This is a genomic window from Pseudomonas sp. JH-2 (genome assembly GCF_036231725.1).
Taxonomy (GTDB): Bacteria; Pseudomonadota; Gammaproteobacteria; order Pseudomonadales; family Pseudomonadaceae; genus Pseudomonas; species Pseudomonas delhiensis.
This window is the reverse complement of record NZ_JAZAQP010000007.1, coordinates 55602-71718: the sequence shown is the minus strand read 5'-3', so window position 1 is coordinate 71718 and position 16117 is coordinate 55602. Positions and strand designations below refer to the sequence as shown.

The 16117-nt window shown below is 70.8% G+C and carries 18 protein-coding genes and 1 pseudogene; 12 read left to right on the top strand and 7 right to left on the bottom strand.

Annotated elements, in window-relative coordinates:
• Nucleotides 1-5 precede the first annotated feature (5 nt).
• Complete coding sequence (locus tag VV867_RS07070) at nucleotides 6-1133, bottom strand: mechanosensitive ion channel family protein (protein WP_275630193.1); 1128 nt, start codon at nucleotides 1131-1133, stop codon at nucleotides 6-8.
• Nucleotides 1134-1328: 195 nt separating this feature from the next.
• Here VV867_RS07070 and VV867_RS07065 point away from each other — a divergent pair, with 195 nt between their 5' ends.
• The 3 genes from VV867_RS07065 to VV867_RS07055 all read left to right on the top strand — a co-directional run bounded on the left by VV867_RS07065 (nucleotide 1329) and on the right by VV867_RS07055 (nucleotide 3560).
• Nucleotides 1329-1565, top strand: coding sequence for a hypothetical protein (locus VV867_RS07065; protein WP_328565966.1), 237 nt, complete (start codon nucleotides 1329-1331; stop codon nucleotides 1563-1565).
• The gene (locus VV867_RS07060) at nucleotides 1546-2061 is read left to right on the top strand and encodes a low affinity iron permease family protein (protein ID WP_328565965.1); all 516 of its coding nucleotides are present in this window, start codon (nucleotides 1546-1548) and stop codon (nucleotides 2059-2061) included. Before VV867_RS07065 ends, VV867_RS07060 begins: the two co-directional genes overlap by 20 nt.
• Before the next feature lie 131 nt (nucleotides 2062-2192).
• A complete protein-coding gene (locus VV867_RS07055) occupies nucleotides 2193-3560 on the top strand; it encodes a cation:proton antiporter (protein ID WP_328565964.1) in 1368 nt (455 codons plus the stop codon).
• Here the strand turns inward: VV867_RS07055 and VV867_RS07050 are convergent.
• Nucleotides 3538-3987: a DUF421 domain-containing protein gene (locus VV867_RS07050; RefSeq protein WP_089393208.1), complete on the bottom strand. Its 450-nt coding sequence runs from the start codon at nucleotides 3985-3987 to the stop codon at nucleotides 3538-3540. The two genes, VV867_RS07055 and VV867_RS07050, sit on opposite strands and share 23 nt — an antisense overlap.
• A gap of 11 nt (nucleotides 3988-3998) precedes the next feature.
• Complete coding sequence (locus VV867_RS07045) at nucleotides 3999-4529, bottom strand: hypothetical protein (protein WP_109932324.1); 531 nt, start codon at nucleotides 4527-4529, stop codon at nucleotides 3999-4001.
• A gap of 248 nt (nucleotides 4530-4777) precedes the next feature.
• On the opposite strand from VV867_RS07045, the gene VV867_RS07040 reads away from it, so the two are divergent.
• Complete coding sequence (locus VV867_RS07040; RefSeq protein ID WP_109932322.1) at nucleotides 4778-5164, top strand: response regulator; 387 nt, start codon at nucleotides 4778-4780, stop codon at nucleotides 5162-5164.
• A gap of 74 nt (nucleotides 5165-5238) precedes the next feature.
• The gene (locus VV867_RS07035) at nucleotides 5239-5454 is read left to right on the top strand and encodes a hypothetical protein (RefSeq protein ID WP_275630194.1); all 216 of its coding nucleotides are present in this window, start codon (nucleotides 5239-5241) and stop codon (nucleotides 5452-5454) included.
• 4 nt (nucleotides 5455-5458) lie between these two features.
• Here the strand turns inward: VV867_RS07035 and VV867_RS07030 are convergent, their stop codons facing one another.
• Both VV867_RS07030 and VV867_RS07025 read right to left on the bottom strand, forming a co-directional pair.
• A complete protein-coding gene (locus VV867_RS07030) occupies nucleotides 5459-6409 on the bottom strand; it encodes a class I SAM-dependent methyltransferase (RefSeq protein WP_328565963.1) in 951 nt (316 codons plus the stop codon).
• Nucleotides 6406-7761, bottom strand: coding sequence for an iron-containing redox enzyme family protein (locus VV867_RS07025; protein ID WP_328565962.1), 1356 nt, complete (start codon nucleotides 7759-7761; stop codon nucleotides 6406-6408). The genes VV867_RS07030 and VV867_RS07025 overlap by 4 nt, the downstream gene beginning before the upstream one ends.
• A 152-nt stretch (nucleotides 7762-7913) precedes the next feature.
• On the opposite strand from VV867_RS07025, the gene VV867_RS07020 reads away from it, so the two are divergent.
• Together VV867_RS07020 and VV867_RS07015 are read left to right on the top strand one after the other, a co-directional pair.
• A complete protein-coding gene (locus VV867_RS07020) occupies nucleotides 7914-9068 on the top strand; it encodes a carboxylate-amine ligase (protein ID WP_328565961.1) in 1155 nt (384 codons plus the stop codon).
• 753 nt (nucleotides 9069-9821) lie between these two features.
• The gene (locus tag VV867_RS07015; protein ID WP_109933730.1) at nucleotides 9822-10373 is read left to right on the top strand and encodes an ATP-dependent Clp protease proteolytic subunit; all 552 of its coding nucleotides are present in this window, start codon (nucleotides 9822-9824) and stop codon (nucleotides 10371-10373) included.
• A 44-nt stretch (nucleotides 10374-10417) separates the two neighbouring features.
• On the opposite strand, the gene VV867_RS07010 is transcribed toward VV867_RS07015, so the two are convergent.
• Entirely contained in the window at nucleotides 10418-10789 is a 372-nt protein-coding gene (locus VV867_RS07010) for a DUF3509 domain-containing protein (RefSeq protein WP_109933731.1), read from the bottom strand.
• 451 nt (nucleotides 10790-11240) lie between these two features.
• On the opposite strand from VV867_RS07010, the gene VV867_RS07005 reads away from it, so the two are divergent.
• The 4 genes and pseudogenes from VV867_RS07005 (at nucleotide 11241) to ligD (ending at nucleotide 14928) form a co-directional block, all read left to right on the top strand.
• Entirely contained in the window at nucleotides 11241-11471 is a 231-nt protein-coding gene (locus VV867_RS07005) for a hypothetical protein (RefSeq protein ID WP_089393199.1), read from the top strand.
• A 90-nt stretch (nucleotides 11472-11561) separates the two neighbouring features.
• On the top strand, nucleotides 11562-11801 hold the full coding sequence (locus VV867_RS07000) for a metallothionein (RefSeq protein WP_089393198.1): 240 nt from the start codon (nucleotides 11562-11564) through the stop codon (nucleotides 11799-11801).
• 69 nt (nucleotides 11802-11870) lie between these two features.
• A pseudogene (locus tag VV867_RS06995) lies at nucleotides 11871-12322 on the top strand (phosphotransferase system, HPr-related protein).
• Nucleotides 12323-12348: 26 nt separating this feature from the next.
• Nucleotides 12349-14928, top strand: a complete 2580-nt coding sequence (gene ligD, locus VV867_RS06990; protein ID WP_328565960.1) for a DNA ligase D — start codon at nucleotides 12349-12351, stop codon at nucleotides 14926-14928.
• 274 nt (nucleotides 14929-15202) lie between these two features.
• On the opposite strand, the gene VV867_RS06985 is transcribed toward ligD, so the two are convergent.
• Nucleotides 15203-15709 carry a DUF4142 domain-containing protein gene (locus tag VV867_RS06985; protein ID WP_109933735.1) on the bottom strand — a complete coding sequence of 169 codons (507 nt, stop codon included), beginning with the start codon at nucleotides 15707-15709 and terminating at the stop codon, nucleotides 15203-15205.
• Nucleotides 15710-15890: 181 nt separating this feature from the next.
• On the opposite strand from VV867_RS06985, the gene VV867_RS06980 reads away from it, so the two are divergent.
• On the top strand, nucleotides 15891-16067 hold the full coding sequence (locus VV867_RS06980; protein WP_089393194.1) for a metallothionein: 177 nt from the start codon (nucleotides 15891-15893) through the stop codon (nucleotides 16065-16067).
• Nucleotides 16068-16117: the final 50 nt, after the last annotated feature.

Here is a 16117-nt window from a genome sequence, read left to right as displayed (position 1 = left end):
CCCGCTCAATGGCTGGTGGAGTCCCGGCTGCCGCCTTGCGCCTGTGGGTGGGCGAAGGCAGCCGTCGACTGGCGTTCGGCGCTGCGCTGCGGCGTGGGCATTGCCTCGACGTTGCGCAGCTCGCGGACCGGGAAGGCGAAATCGACGCCCAGCTCCTTCACCCCGGCCAGCAGCCGGAGGTTGATCTGCTGCTGCACGTCCATGTAGCGGTTGTAGTCGGCCGTCTGCATGATGTAGACGACCTCGTAGAGCAGGCGGCTCTCGTCGAAGGCGAGGAAGTGGGCACGGTCGAACTTCGCCTCCGCCTGGGCGTCGATGATTTCCTTCACCAGCTCCGCCACCGCCTTCGCCTTGTCGGCCGAGGTCCGGTAGCTGATGCCGAACTGGAAGACGATTCGCCTGGTGTTCATCCGCTTGTAGTTATGCAGCGTCTGCTTGAGCAGTTCGGTGTTGGAGCAGACGATCTGCTCGCCACTGAGGCTGCGGATGCGCGTGGTCTTGAGCCCGATGTGCTCGATGGTGCCCGCCACGTCGCCGAACACGATGAAGTCGCCGATCTCGAAGGGCTTGTCGAAGCCGATCGAGAGTGACGCGAACACATCGCTCAACAGGGTCTGCACGGCGAGCGCCACCGCGATGCCGCCCACGCCCAGGCTGGCGACCAGGGCGGTGATGTCGACGCCCAGGTTCGCCAGGATGGAAAGCAGCATCACGGCCCAGACGACGATCAGGATCACCACCGAGAGGAGAGTCGTCATCACCGGGTTGCGGATGCCCCCGAAGCGCGAGCGGGCCAGCTCTCCGGTCCACAGGCGCACGCAGGCGTCGAGCCACAGGGCCACCTGCAGCGCCAGGACGACGAACCAGCCATGGGCCAGCGCCGCCTCCCAGTTGGCGGGGAAGGCGACGAACTTGAGGGCCAGCATCAGCGAGAAGACGAATAGCAGGAGGTTGCTGGTCCTGTTCGCAATGGCCGAGGCATAGCGGGCCCATTGGCTCGTCCGCGCCTCCAGGCGCTTTCTCAGGGACACGAGGAGCAAGCGAAGCAGCCCGAATGCGACCAGGACGGCGACCGTCACCAGCAGCAGGTGGCCGAGAAAGGCCAGGTCGGGCCAGGCATTCAGCGGCGCCATGGTATTCCCCCTTGTCGACTCGTCTGAGTAGTTTTGTCGGGGCGTGGCGGGAGAAGTTCAGGAAAATGCCCCGCTGCGCCCCGGGCGGGGCGCCCGGCACCGCCGGGGAGATGTTCTGAACTCTCGGCCGCGGCGCTTTTCCACCGAGGGCGACACCAGAGAGGCTTTGGGGGCTCAGCCCCGGGAGAGAACGTGATGAGCAGCAAGAACACCATCGTGCAGAAACCCCGTCCCGGTCCGGTGGCCGAACATGACGACCCGCCGAAGGCGCCGGTGCGCGAGCGCCGTGGCGAGCCGCGCCGGCCCGGCCCGGTCATCGAGACGCCCGAGGAGGATGCCGACGACTCGGGCGACCCTTGCGCCAGCATCCCGGAATACGAACCGGACGACGTCGACATCCAGGGGATCGGCGATGAGAAGCGCCCCGGCTAGGGGGCAGGGGCGGGCCTCCCGGGCCGCGCGCGGCGGGGCCCGCCCCCGGGGCGCCGCCCAGGAGACGCCCAAGGCCCCGTCCTTTTCCCGCTTCGCCCAGTGGCTCTCGATATGGGCCGGGCGCCCGCCGACCTTCGCCGTGGCCTGCGCCCTGCTGGTGGCCTGGGCCGTCAGCGGGCCCTTCTTCCACTTCAACGACACCTGGCAGCTGGTGATCAACACCTCGACCACCATCGTCACCTTCCTCATGGTGTTCCTCATCCAGAACACCCAGAACCGCGACACCGACGCCCTGCACATCAAGATCGACGAGTTGCTGCGCACCACCCGCGCGGCCCATGACGCCCTGATGGGGCTGGACGAGCTGGACGCCGAGCAGTTGCAGAAGCTGCGCGACACCTACCAGCGCATGGGCGAGGACGCCGGCGCCGGGGAAACGCCCCAGTGCGTGGCCGACGAGGAGCAGGCCGAAGGCGACGAACCGCCGCCCCGCTGACAGCCACCGACACCCGCCGAGGACCACCGCCATGCCAAGCCTTCGCACCCTCCGTCTCTGCCGCGCCTTGCCGTGCCTGGAGGACGATGGCTGCGAGGCGCAGCCGTCGCCCGTCGACTGAGCGCCGGCCCATGGGCTTCAACCAGTGGCTGCTGGTGCTCGGCGGCATCCTGCTCACCCTCGGGCTGACTTCCGCCTACCTGCGCCTGCTGCCGGTCAGTTCCTCGCTGCTTTACCTGCTGTTCGGCCTGGCCATCGGCCCGCTGGGGCTGGACCTGTGGCAGGCGGACATCGGCCGCATCAGCCCCTGGCTGGAGCACCTGGCCGAGGCCACGCTGCTGATCTCGCTGTTCATCGGCGGGCTGCGCATGCGCCAGAGCCTGCGCTCGCCGGTGTGGACCGCGACCTGGCAACTGGCCGGGCCGGTGCTGCTGGGCTGCATCGCCGGCAGCGCGGCGCTGGCGCACTACCTGCTGGGCCTGGACTGGGGCCTGGCGCTGCTGGTGGCGGCGATCCTCTCGCCCACCGACCCGGTGCTGGCGAGCATCGTCCAGGTCGACGACGCCAGCGACGACGACGGCCTGCGCTATGGCCTGTCCGGCGAGGCCGGGCTGAACGACGGGGTGGCCTTTCCCTTCGTCGGCGCGGCCTTCCTGCTGGTCACCGAGCCCCCCGGCGGCGCCCCGGCGCTGCTCCGGCAACTGCCGCACTGGCTGCTGCTGGACGTGCTCTGGGCCATACCCGCCGGGCTGCTCACCGGCTACTGCCTGGGCTACGGGGTGGGGCGCCTGGCCATCCACCTGCGCGCCCGGCACACCGACACCAGCGTGTCGGCCAACGATTTCCTCGCCATGGCGCTGATCGCGCTGTCCTACGTGGGTGCGGAAAGCCTCGGCGGCTGGGGCTTCCTGGCGTGCTTCGCGGCTGGCATCGGCTTGCGCCACGCCGAGGTGGCCACCATCGGCAAGCGCGAGGACCCGGCCGAAGCCCAGGCCGAGGCCGCGCACATCCGCGAGGCGGGGCAGGCCCACGGCGCCATCGCCTTCGGCGAGGATCGCAGCGAACACCCCAGGGTCGCCGCCGGGGCGGTGATGCTCGACATCCTCTCCTTCGGCGACCTGCTGGAGCGCTCCCTGGCGTTGCTGCTGGTGACCCTGCTTGGCGCGCTGCTGGCCAACCACTGGGACTGGCGGGCGCTGCCCTTGGCGCTGGGGCTGTTCTGCCTGCTGCGCCCGGCGCTGGTCTGGCTGCTGGTCACCCGCCGCGCCCTGGCGCCCCGGCAGCGCTGGCTGCTGGGCTGGTTCGGCATCCGCGGCATCGGCAGCCTGTTCTACCTGTGCCACGTGCTCAACCAGGCCGACGCGCCCCGGGCGCTGGGCGCCGCCAGCGACCTGGTGCTGAGCGTGGTGGCGGTGAGCATCTGCCTGCACGGGCTGACCACCCAGCCGCTGCTCGACCGCTACGAGCGCGCCCAGCTCAGTTGCCGCCCTCGGGAATGATGGAGATCTTGCCGTTCTTCTCGAGGATGGCGAAGCGGATCTGCTCCATGCGCTCCAGGCCCTGGGTCTGGCGCGCGGCGAGCAGGATGTCCTCCTCCCGCAGGCGGGCCTCGGCCAGGCGCGCGCGCAATGGCCGGCCGTACTCGACGATGAGCGTCGGCGAGCCCTCGATCAGCCGGTCCACCGCCGGGTGGCGCAGCTTGAGCAGCGACAGGCCGACGTCGATGACGATCAGCGTGACTATCACCAGCGCCGCGTTGATCAGCGAGAAGTCGTTGCCCAGCAGGGCCTGCTGGGTGGCCTCGCCGATGATCATCAACAGCAGCAGGTCGAAGGTGGTGATGTCAGCCAGCGACCGCCTGCCGGCGATGCGGAAGAGGATCAGCAACAGCAGGTAGATGGCCGCGGCGCGCAGGACGGACTCCATGGGGCACCTCCTCAGGGGTAGATCAGCTGGTTGAATTCCAGGGCCTGGCCGGCGCCTTCCACCCGGTAGCCGAGCAGGCCCGGCTCGTCGGGCAGCAGGGTCAGGAACAGGTGCCACTCGCCGCGCTCGTCGTGCCGCCCGCGCAGGGCCAGGCCGCCGCGCCAGCTGTCGCCGCGCAGCATCGGCTGCAGGCTCTGCACGCTCTGACGGGCGAGGAAGTCGCCGCCCAGGCGCAGCTCGGCCGGGCTACCGGGGGCGCCCCGCAGGCGCACGTGCAGGTTGTGGCTGGCGCCGATGCGGCCGAAGCGCTCGTATTCGACCTGCAGCCGGCCGTCCTGGCTGGCCAGCTGGCGCGAACTCAGCGGGCCGCTGGCGAACAGGCCACTCAGGGCCACCAGCACGATGCCCAGCAGGACGACCAGCCCCAGGCGTTCCAGGCGCCAGGCGCGGCGTTGGCTGGCCATGTGCTCGTCGACCGGGTAGCTGCGTTCGCGGAACGCCTGCGCGGGCTCTGCCGGAGGGAGGCGGGGAGGCTCTGTCATGGCGGGTACCTTCGTTTGGCCGCTCTTTTGCTGCGACTGCGACGGCGCCGCTTGGTGCCGGCCAGCTTACCGGCGGAAGCGCTGGGCATTTTGCAGCGCGGCCGCGGGCGGGCAGCGCATTCTGCTGATGTCGCCCTGCCATGACCCGCGGCGCGGGTGCTCTGCGCCGGGGGCCGCGCCCGGCGCGGGGGTGGGCGTGGTTCTTGCTGGACTAGAGGAAGGAAGCATTCACCGACGGGGGACGAGCCATGAGCGAAACGGACAAGGTCGTACTGCTGCTCGCCGAGCAGGCCGACCAGTTGTGGCGCCTGGAGCAACTGCTGCTGGACCACGGCTACGCGGTGCTGAGCGCCGTGGACAGGATACAGGCGCTGGAGCACCTGTCCTCGTCGGTGGTGATCGACCTGATGCTGGTGGACGAGCCCTTCGCCGGGCCGCTCACCGGCGCCGCGCTGATCGAGTCCTGCCTGCCGCTGCGCCCGCTGATGCGGGTGCTGGTGCTGACGCAGAACACGGAGCGTTCCACGTTGCACGCCCAGGCCTACCCGGTGCTGCTCAAGCCGGTGGGCCTGGAAGAGCTGGGCCTGGCGATCGCCGTGGCGCTGCGCAGCCCGCCCGTGCAACCCTGGCTGTGAGGGGCGCGCCTGCCGCGGCGAACGGGCCTGAGCCCGGCCATTCCCTGCAACCGCCTTCGCGGAGGAGGACACCTATGGGCAACAGACCTCTGTACCTGGTCAGCTACATCCTCGACGACCAACCCACCACCCTGGCGCTGCACCGCGACGGCGAGCTCGATGCCGGCGCGGCACTGGACTTCCTGCAGGGGCTGCACGGCCCCGCCGCGCGCATCAGCGACGTGCAGGTGAGCCGGGTCAAACGCAGCCAGGAGCGCGACGCCACTCCCGGGCACTACCGCCAGCCCTGAGCCTTCAGGCCAGGCGGCGCAAGGTCAGCAGCACCGCGGCGATGCGCTCCACCTGCCGGTAGGCGGGCTGCTCCAGTTCCTCGCCGAACACGTCCGGGTCCAGTTCCTCGTAGTGCCATTCCCAGCCGGGGCGGGCCGCCAGCAGCCGGCTCGCCTGGTGCCACAGCGGCGCCTCGCCGTCGATGACCGCGGCGCCCGTGTAGAGCAGCAGGCTGCCGCCGGGCGCCAGGCGGCCGAGGGCGCTTTCGAGGATGCGCAGCGACAGCTCCGCCCCCTGGGAACCGCCGCCGTGGCGGTAGGTACGCTGGGCTGGGTCGAGCATGTAGGGCGGGTTGGCCACCATCAGGTCGAAGTCGCCGGCCAGGCCCTCCAGCAGGTCGCTGCGGCGCACCTGCAGCTGCGGCGCCTCGGCCAGCAGCGCGTTGACGCGGGTGAAGGCCAGGGCGTGGGGGTTGATGTCCACGGCGTGCACTTCCGCCCGCGGGCAGGCCCCGGCGAGGAGGATGGCGCCGGGCCCGGCGCCGCAGCCGATGTCCACCGCACGGTGGACGTCGCGGCTGTCCAGTGCCTGCAGGTGCTGGCCGATGGCGCGGGCGAAGCGGTAGGTGTCGGGGCCGAAGAACACCGCCTCGGCCTCCTGGGTGGGGTAGGCCGAGTGCACGAACAGCTGGTCCTCCAGGCTCGACCAGCGCACCTTGCTGCGCCAGTGGCGGCCGTCCCAGTGCAGCAGGTCGGCGGCCGCCAGCAGGGAGAACAGCGGGCGCTCGAGCTGGCCGTCGGCGAAGGGCCGGCTCCAGCCGAAGATGTCGCGCAGGTCACGGGCCAGGGCGTTTTCCTCGCGGGCATTGACCCGCGCATGGGTGGCCGGGCTCACGGTGACGAAGGCGTAGCCTTCCCGGCGCAGGCGCAGCCCCAGCGCCAGCAGGGCCTCCAGGCGCGGTGGCAGCGCAGTCATGGGGCCACCCCCAGGTCCTGGCTGAACAGGCGGGTGGCCAGCAGGCCGAGGGGCGTCCAGTGGCGCTGCGGGGCCAGCAGCGGCAGCAGGTGCTGGCGACGCTGGTGCGGCACCAGCTGGGCCAGTTCGCGGCGCAGCCGGCGTTCCTCCTCGTCGAGGTCGGCCGGCGCCGGCTCCAGCGCCAGCGGTCGCGGCGGCGCGTGCCGGGCCGGGGCGGGCGAGGGCGCCCAACTGCCGGCTATCCAGTCGTGCAGCAACTGCTGCTCGTAGCCATCGAAGACGCCGAACATGGCGGCGTCGGGGCCGCTGACCAGGCGCCAGAAGCGGCTGCGCGCCGGGTCGGCGTCGCGCAGGATCCAGCCTTCCTGCTGCAGCGCCCGCAACAGGGCGGCCACGCCCCAGGGCTGGGCCAGCCACTGGTTGAGGGTGCGGCCCTGGATGCGCGCGCGGTCGCTGTGCTGGTGGCGGGCGAAGGGCTGCTTGCGCTCCAGCATGGCCAGCAGTTCGTGGTCCAGGTCGAAGCCGTCGATCACCTGGGTGCTGGACAGGCCGACGTCGTTCAGCCCCATGCCGGCCCGCACTCGGGCGAGGAAGGCCGCGCGCCGCGGCTTGTCCGGCAGGTGGTTGAACAGTGTCTGCAGGGCCCGCCGGGCATGGCCGCAGCTGGCGTTGTCGATGGTCACGTGGAGGCGGAAGTAGGTGGGGTCTATGCCCAGTTCCTGCAGTTCCCAGGTGGTCACCAGCAGGTGCAGCGGCGGCAGTTCGTAGCCCAGGTTGTAGCCGATCAGCTCGGGCAGGCGCTGCCCGGCCAGGCAGCCCAGCGCCAGTTGCACCGTGCCCTGCAGGTAGTGCTCGACGGACAGGTCGGACGTGCCGGCGCAGCCCAGGCTTTCCAGCAGGTGGCGGTAGATCAGCACATGGTTGCAGCCGGCCACGCCGCGGCCCAGCTCCTCCAGGTAGGTGTGCACCAGCGGCAGCAGCCGGGCGTCGCCGGCATGGGCCAGCACGCCGTACAGCCAGGCGCCGTCCACCAGCTTGGTGGGGGCCACGCCGCGCAGGAAGTGGAGCGCGTGGGCACGGTTGCGGAAGTAGCGCCGCGGGGCGCCGGCATGCCGCTCGGCCAGGTAGCGCGCATAGTCCCGCGCGGTGCGGGCGGCTCGCGCGTCCAGCCACTGCGGCCAGGCCGCCGGGGTATCGGGCAGGTCCACGGGCCGCTCGGCCGCCCGTTGCAGCTGCCGTTGGAGGAAGGCGTCGGCCGCCGCCAGGTGTTCCTCCGGCGCGTGGAGCAGGGCCGCGTGCAGCGAGCGGGCATCGACCGCCTCTTCGCGGGGCGGGGTGCAGGGCAGGTTCATGGGGCGGCTCCTCTGGCGATGGCTCCTGAAGAGTGCGATCGGCGCCGGCGGCGAAGGTTTCAACAATCGGCCCGAGCGGCTGCGCGCAGGAAAGACGGAACCCGGGGCGGGGCCGCGGCGTCGATCCTGTAACCCTTCCGGCAGGGATCACCATGGCCGCGACGCCCGCGCACCCACCGGCCCGCTTCGGCATCGAGGAAGAGGCCTTTCTTCTCGACGGCGCCAGCCTCGACCTGGCCCGGCACGTCCCGCCCGAATGGGGACCGGCCTGCCGCCGGGCGCTGGGCGACTGCTTCGCCGAGGAAATGTTCCAGTGCCAGGCGGAACTGGTCAGCCCGGTGTTCCGCCAGTTGGGCGAGGCCGCCGCCTTCCTCGCCCGCGGCCGCGCGCAGCTGGCCGACCTGGCCCGCGCCCACGGCCTGCGCAGCCTGGTGGTGGGCGCGCACCCGTTCAGTTGCCTCGCCGACGCCGCGCCCAGCGAGCAGCCGCACTACCGCGCCTTGTTCGAGGACTACGTGCAGCCGGCCCGCAACAGCCTGCTGTGCGGCCTGCACGTGCACGTGGAGGTGCCGCCCGGGCAGGACCGGGTGGCGCTGATGAACCGGGTGCTGCCCTGGGCGCCGCTGCTGCTGGCGCTGAGCTGCTCGTCGCCGTTCTGGCAGGGCCGCCACACCGGGCTCGCCAGCTACCGCCGGGCGCTGTCCGGGCAATGGCCGCGGATGGGCATGCCGCCGTGGTTCGCCGACGAGCCGGCCTACCAGGCGCACCTGAAGCTGCTCCACGCCCGGGGCCTGATGCGCGAGCCGGGCCACGCCTGGTGGTTCCTGAGGCCCTCGGCGCGCTACCCGACCCTGGAGTTGCGCATCAGCGACGCCTGCCCGCGCCTGGCCGACGCGCTGTGCATCGCCGGGCTGTTCCGCGCGCTGCTCACCCAGGCCATGGCCGATGCCGATGCCGGTGACCCGCACCTGGCGCGCGCGCTGCTGGCGGAGAACTACTGGCAGGCCCAGCGCCACGGCTGCCGGGCGCGCTTCCTGCTGGCCGACGGGCGCTGCGTCGACCTGGCGCAATGGCTGGCGCAGGCCTGGGCACAGTGCGCGGCACCGGCCCGCGCCGGCAACGAATGGGCCTACGCCCACGCCTGCCGGCTGGCCCGCTCGGGCGGCAGCGCGCAGCGGCAGGTGCGCAGCCTGCGCCGGCATCTGGCGCGCGGCGGCGATGTGGCGGAGGCACTGCAGGAGCTGGTGGCCGAATTGCTGGAAGAGAACCGCCAGGTGCCGGAGGGCCTGCCCCTGAATAGCCGGTGAGCCCGATCGCGGACAGAGTCCGCTCCTACGACCGTGCTTCCTGGAACCGTAGGAGCGGACTCCGTCCGCGATTTGGCGGATAACGCCGTAGGCGTTATGCGCCCTACGGGTTTCCAGAGAAACCACCGAGCGCACCGGAACGCCCCTTCAGAAGGCCGAGCGAAACCGGCGCTCAGGAGGTCATGCGACATGGATGTCGCTAGAGCCCCGATGGGCTACAGGGACGTACCCTCGGGGCGGGCCTCCGTGGCGGGGGAATTCGCGAGGGTAGCCCGGCTTCATCGGGCCCGTATGCGGGGCAAGCCTTTTTGGTTCCTTTTGTGGCGTTTGACAAAAGGGACTCGCCCGAGGGGGCGAAACAAGAAACATCCGAGCACTCGGTGCGGCGCGCTACACCCAAACCCAAAAGTCTCTGGGTTATTCCCCTTCGGGCCAGCGCAAGCGCTGTTCGCGATGGAGCCGCGTCCCGCGTTCGCGGGAATGACGATTGTCTTGCAGTCCGCGCCGGGGTGCTCTTTGTAGGAGCGGGCCCTGCCCGCGATTTCGCGCGCAGGGCGCGCTCCTACAGGGGAATGGCATGACTCGGGCTGCGTAGGAGCGGACTCCGTCCGCGATGACCCGCGGCCACGCCGATCATCGGGCATGGGCGGAACCACGCCCCAGCCGTTCGTCGCGCCGATGGCTCGACCGGGCTTCGCCGCGACTCAGCAGAATGTCCAGCCCGGAGGCCCCCGCAACCAGGAGAGCACGCCCATGTCCACGCACATCATCCATTTCACCGGCCCGATCAACTCGTCCACCTGCGGCAACCTCATCAGCACCTGCACCCGCGCCCTGCAGCAGGGCGCCAGCCACCTGCAGCTGAACATCGCCACCATGGGCGGCGACTGCAGCTACGGCTTCACCCTGTACAACTACCTGCTTTCGCTGCCGGTGCAGGTGGACACCCACAACCTCGGCACCGTGGAATCCATGGGCAACATCCTGTTCCTCGCCGGCCAGGTGCGCACCGCCTGCCCGTACAGCAAGTTCCTGTTCCACCCGTTCCACTGGTCGCTGCATGGCGCGGTGGACCATGCGCGCATGGCGGAGTACGCCATGAGCCTGGACTACGACCTGAAGCTCTACGCCGACATCGTCGCCGAGCGCACCCGGGGCGCGGCGGAACGCCTGGACATTCCCAGCTACCTGATGGCCTACCCGCGCATCCTCGGGGCGCAGGAGGCCATCGCCTGCGGCCTGGTCGAGCGGGTGGACGCCATGCCCATCGCCGATTCCACCTGCCAGTGGACGGTGCACGCCTGACGCCCGGGCAGATTGTTCGAACCCTGCCGGCGGCGGGGTGGGCCCTACCAGCGCGGGTTGCGGTCGGCCTGGGCGCGCAGGCGCTCGCCGGCCACCACGATCTTGCGCGGCCGGTGCTGGTAGTTGCCGGGGACGAAGGTGCGCAGCTCGATGCGCTTGAGGAACCAGTCGACGTTGTCCGGCTGCAGCGGGCCCGACTCGGTGATCAGGTCGCGGCGGATGCGTTCCACCAGGTTGTTCAGCAGAACCTCGTTTTCCTGCTCTTCCTTGTGCAGCACGCGCAGGGCGATGCGCTCGCCGTTGGCGTCGTGCAGGTCCATCAGCACCGAGCCGTCGGGGCGGAAGGTGAATCGCGGGGAATAGGCGCGGAACTGGTTCTGCAGGTGTTCGATGGCAGCGTTGGGGGTGGCAGGCATGACGTGCTCCCTGTTCGTTGGACGGTGGTCGAGGGCTTTGCAGCAATCGTTCCGTCTCTGTCGTCATCCTCAACCAACTGTTTTTGTTTAACTTCTTATTGGAGAGATGGCCCCTTGATACTTGCGCATTGCAAAGCGGCGGGATCGTCCGCCGCCTTACTGCATGCCAGGATGATGGCCAAGTGATGCTGAGGCGCGCCACCTCGCCGGTGGGATGACCTGGGTGCCGGCAACGTCCCGCGGCGCCGACCGTTCGTCCGGCCTGGCGCTTTTTTTGGCGACAAGAAAGCGGCGCGTGGGCTCGCAGTCCCGCTAAGTGGATGAAGCGCGGAGCGCTTTCGTCGATCAGGCATTCTGCATGGCCGAACGATGGCTCCCCGCCACCCTGTTTTCGCCGGCTGCCGGCGCTACCTTTGCTCAAAGACATTCTTTTCCTGGGAGGGGCATGCAGATGACCCACTTCACACGCGGTGAAATCGAAGACCTGTTGCAGCACAACCACCCGGCGTTCCGCTTCAGTTGCTGCCGGCAGCTCGATGGCTGCTACGCGATCAGCCTGCGCCACCCGTCGCAGGGCAGGGCGCCCGCCACCGTGGTGGGCATCAGCGGCGAGGAACTGTGCACCGCCGAGCAGGTGGAAAGCCTGGGCCAGGAGCTGATCCGCACCTACGACGCCGCCTGAACCGCGGCGGCCTCGCCCGCACGAAAAGCTGAACTCCCCGCTGGCGTCCGGCTCAACCCAGGTAGAGCTGACGCACGGAGGAGCCTGGAGATGAAACCCGATATCTGCGCCTGCCCCGGCTGCATCTGCGAGCTGGACGATGCCGCCGTGCGCGAGGGCGACCGCTACTTCTGCTGCCAGGCCTGCGCCCAGGGCCACCCCGGGGACCGGCAGTGCAAGGACCCCGAATGCCCCTGCGCCGACCGCGGCAAGGCGAAGAAGAGCCAGGAGCAGCAGCTGGACCACTCCCTGGAAGAAACCTTTCCCGCCAGCGACCCCATTTCCCCCTGAGGCCGGCGCCGCTGCCTGCCCGGCAGCCCGAGGCCGGGGCAGGGCGGCGCCCAGCGAGAGGAGAAGGCCATGAACGACGAGCGCAAGCACAGCCAGCCCCAGGAAATCGACGACACCGAGGACGCATGGGCTCGGTGCGCGAACTGGATTTCGACGAGGAGCGCGCCCAGGGCCGCATCGGCGACGAGCGCCCGCGGCGCGAGGTGAACGAGGAGTTCCCGCCGGAACGGGCGGCCGAGATGGGCATGACCGGCGGCGAGACCCTGGTCGACGGCGACTACGAGGACCATGTGGACAGCGACGACCTGGCCCCGGAGACGCTGCTCGACGAAGGCAGCGAATCCGAGCTGGAACCGGCCGACGACACGCCGGTGGACCGCGAGCTGCGGGTGGTGGGCGAGGAGGAGATCGGCGGCGGCATCGGCCTGGACGAGGCCGAACTGGGCCGCTCCGCGCCACTGGACGGCAAGCCCTGGACCGACCGGGTATCGCCGCCGGACACTGACGAAGAAGAACGCTGAACGCCCGAGCCACGGAGGAAGCACCGATGGCCAGTGACACCTCCAGCCTGGAGGAATACGCCCGCCGCCGCGACTTCGGCGGTACGCCGGAGCCGCGCGGCGAAGCCCCCGGGCGGCATGCCGGGGAACTGGCGTTCGTCATCCAGAAGCATGACGCCAGCCACCTGCACTACGACTTCCGCCTGGAACTGGACGGGGTGCTGAAGAGCTGGGCGGTGCCCAAGGGGCCCTGCCTGGACCCTTCGGTGAAGCGCCTGGCCATCGAGGTGGAGGACCACCCCCTGGAATACGCCGGCTTCGAGGGCCACATCCCCGAGGGCCACTACGGCGCCGGTGACGTCATCGTCTGGGACCGCGGCCGCTGGGTCCCCCTGGGCGACCCGCGCCAGGGCCTGGAAAACGGCCACCTGAAGTTCCGCCTGGAAGGCAGCAAGCTGCACGGCAGCTGGAACCTCATCCGCACCCGCATGGCCGGGCGCAAGCCGCAGTGGTTCCTGGTCAAGGGCCGCGACGACGAGGCCCGCGACTTCCCCCGCCACGACATCCTCGCCGAGGCGCCGCAGAGCGTGCTCAGCGGGCGGACGCTGCCCGGCGAGGCGGCGCCGCCACCGAAGACGCCGCCACCGAAGACGCCGCCGCCGAAGCGCGCCATGCCGGCCAAGGCCCCGCGCAAGGTGGCCGGCGCCATGCCCGAGCACATCTCCCCGGAACTGGCCACCCTGCTGGATGCGCCGCCCGAGGGCGACTGGCGCTACGAGCTGAAGCTCGACGGCTACCGCATCCTGGCGCGGGTGGCGGACGGCAAGGTGCGCCTGCAGACGCGCAACGGCCACGACTGGTCGGAGCGCCTGCCGGACATCTGCGCCGGGCTGCGGGCCCTGCCGCTGCGGTCGGCCTGGCTCGACGGCGAGATACTGGTGGTGGACGAGGAGGGCCGCCCGGACTTCCAGCGCCTGCAGAACGCCTTCGACGTGGGCGCCAGCGACGAGGTGCGCTACACCCTGTTCGACCTGCTCTGGCTGGATGGCGAGGACCTGCGCCGGCAGCCGGTGGAAAAACGCCGAGCGGCGCTGGCCGCGCTGCTGCAGGGCAACGCCAGCGACCGCCTGCGCTACTCGGAGGACTTCACCGACGATCCGCGCAGCATCCTCGACAGCGCCTGCCGCCTGGGCCTGGAAGGGCTGATCGGCAAGCGCGCCGGCAGCGCCTATGTAGAGCGCCGCTCCACCGACTGGATCAAGCTCAAGTGCAAGCGCCGCCAGGAATTCGTCATCGTCGGCATGACTCCGCCCAAGGGCAGCCGCCAGCATTTCGGCGCGCTGCTGCTGGGCCTGCACGACGACGAGGGCAAGCTGCGCTACGCCGGCAAGGTGGGCACCGGCTTCGACGCCGCCACGCTGAAGCGGGTGCACGCCAGCCTGCGCCCGCTGGCGCGCAAGACCTGCCCGCTGGCCGCGCCGCCCCGCGGCCAGGCCTACCGCGACGTGACCTGGCTGCGCCCCGAGCAGCTCTGCGAGGTGGCCTTCGCCGAGATCACCCGCGAGGGCCTGGTGCGCCAGGCGGTGTTCCACGGCCTGCGCAGCGACAAGCCCGCCAAGGCCATCGTCCAGGAACGCGCCAGCCCGGCGGCCGGGGTGGCCGGCAAGGCGGCGAAACCCACGGCCAAAAGCCCGAGGAAGGCGGCGCGGGACGACGCGAAGGTCGCCGGCGTCGCCATCACCCACCCCGAGCGGGTGATCGACGCCGCCAGCGGCCTGAGCAAGCTGGACCTGGCGCGTTACTACGAGAAGGCCGCCGAATGCATCCTGCCCTGGCTCGACGACCGCCCGGTGTCGCTGCTGCGCGCCCCGGACGGCGTCGGCGGCGAAGTCTTCTTCCAGCGCCACGCTTCGCGCAACGCCATGCCCGGCGTGGAACAGCTGGACCCGCGGCTGGACCCCGGCCACGCGCCGCTGCTGCGCATCGCCACCGCCAGGGCCCTGGCCGGCGCCGCGCAGATGGGCGTGGTCGAGCTGCACACCTGGAACGCCCGGGTGGATGACCTGGAGCACCCCGACCGCTTCGTCCTCGACCTGGACCCCGACCCCAGCCTGCCCTGGGCGCGGATGATCGAGGCCACCCGGCTGACCCTCGCCGTGCTGGACGAGCTGGGCCTGGCCTGCTTCCTCAAGACCAGCGGCGGCAAGGGCATGCACGTGCTGGTGCCGCTGGAGCGCCGGCACGGCTGGGACGAGGTCAAGGGCTTCGCCCACGCCATCACCTGCCACCTGGCAAAGCAGATGCCGGACCGCTTCAGCGCTGTGTCCGGGCCGAAGAACCGCGTGGGCCGGATCTTCGTCGACTACCTGCGCAACAGCCGCGGCGCCAGTACCGTGTGCGTCTGGTCGGTCCGCGCCCGCGAGGGCCTGCCGGTGTCGGTGCCGGTGGCCGAGAGCGAGCTGGACTCCTTGAAGGGGGCCAATGCCTGGACCCTCGGCAATATCGATGAACGCCTGGCGCTGCGGGGCAAGGACGATCCCTGGGCGGGCTGGGGCGATGTCCGGCAGCGCCTGACGCGGAAGATGTGGGAGCAGTTGGGGCGCAGCGCCGATGACGATGGCGGATAACGCCGTAGGCGTTATCCGCCCTACGCTCGAAAGAATCGGGATGACCCGGGATTTCCTGGCTGTACCGAACGTCTTCCTGGCCCCACGTACGCAGGAGCAACTGTCTTCTGGGCTCCCTCGTTCACGGGAGTGACTGGATCAAAATCCGCGTCTCCCATGTTGCCCCATTGTAGGAGCGGGCCCTGCCCGCGATTTCGCGCGCAGGGCGCGCTCCTACAGGGGAATGGCATGGCTCGGGCAGCGTAGGAGCGGATCACGTGGCCGTGGCCGCGCGTCACGGCTTCTCCCCATCCACCAACTGCTGCGCGATCTCCCGCTGGTGGTAGAGCTGCGGCTGCCAGTGCCGGGCGAAGCGCTGCAGTTCGGCGTCGCTGCCGTCGCCGGCCAGGCGGTCGAAGAGTTCCACCGCCTGGCGGCTGGAGGCCAGTTGCGCCTCGGCGTAGTCGCGGTCGAAGCGCTGGCTGTTCGCCAGTTGCTCGCGGGCCTGGGTGGCGCGGGCTTCGCGGGTTTCGTCGCGGGGCGGAAGCAGGCCTTTCTTGCGCGCCAGTATCCGCAGGTCGTCCTGCAGGCGCTGGTGCTGGTCGATCAGCCCCTGGGCCTGGTCGCGCACCGCCGTGGTGTGGCCGTGGTCCAGGGCCAGGCGGGCGCGGGCCAGTTGCTGCTGGCTGTTGGCCAGGGCGCTGGCGACGAAGGTGGCGTGGGGTTCGCTGGCGGGGGCGGCGTGCGCCAGGCCGATGCAGCACAGGCAGGCGAACAGCAGCAGGGGAATGCGCGCGGCCATGGGCCTTTCCTCCGGTGGTGGGCTGTGCTGGGTGGACGCCCGCGGTGGCCGCAGGTTCAGAAAACGCGGCCGGCGGGCCGCTGGCGGAAAAAGCTGAACTCCACCGCCCGCCGCCGGCCGAACCCTGTGACCGGCGGGGCTGCGGCCCCGCTCCCTGACACCGAGCCGAAGGAGACCTGCGATGAGCGACCAACCCTGCGCCTGCCCCGGCTGCCAGTGCAGCCTGGGCGCCGCCGCCGTGTTCGCCGAAGGCCGCGCCTATTGCTGCCAGGCCTGTGCGGATGGACACCCCGACGGCGAGAAGCACTGCCAGGACCCCCACTGCCACTGCGGCGAGGCCGTGCCGCCACGCGGCTGACGCCCCGACACCGACCGGCGCGCGCGCCGGAGAGGAGAGCGACCATGAGC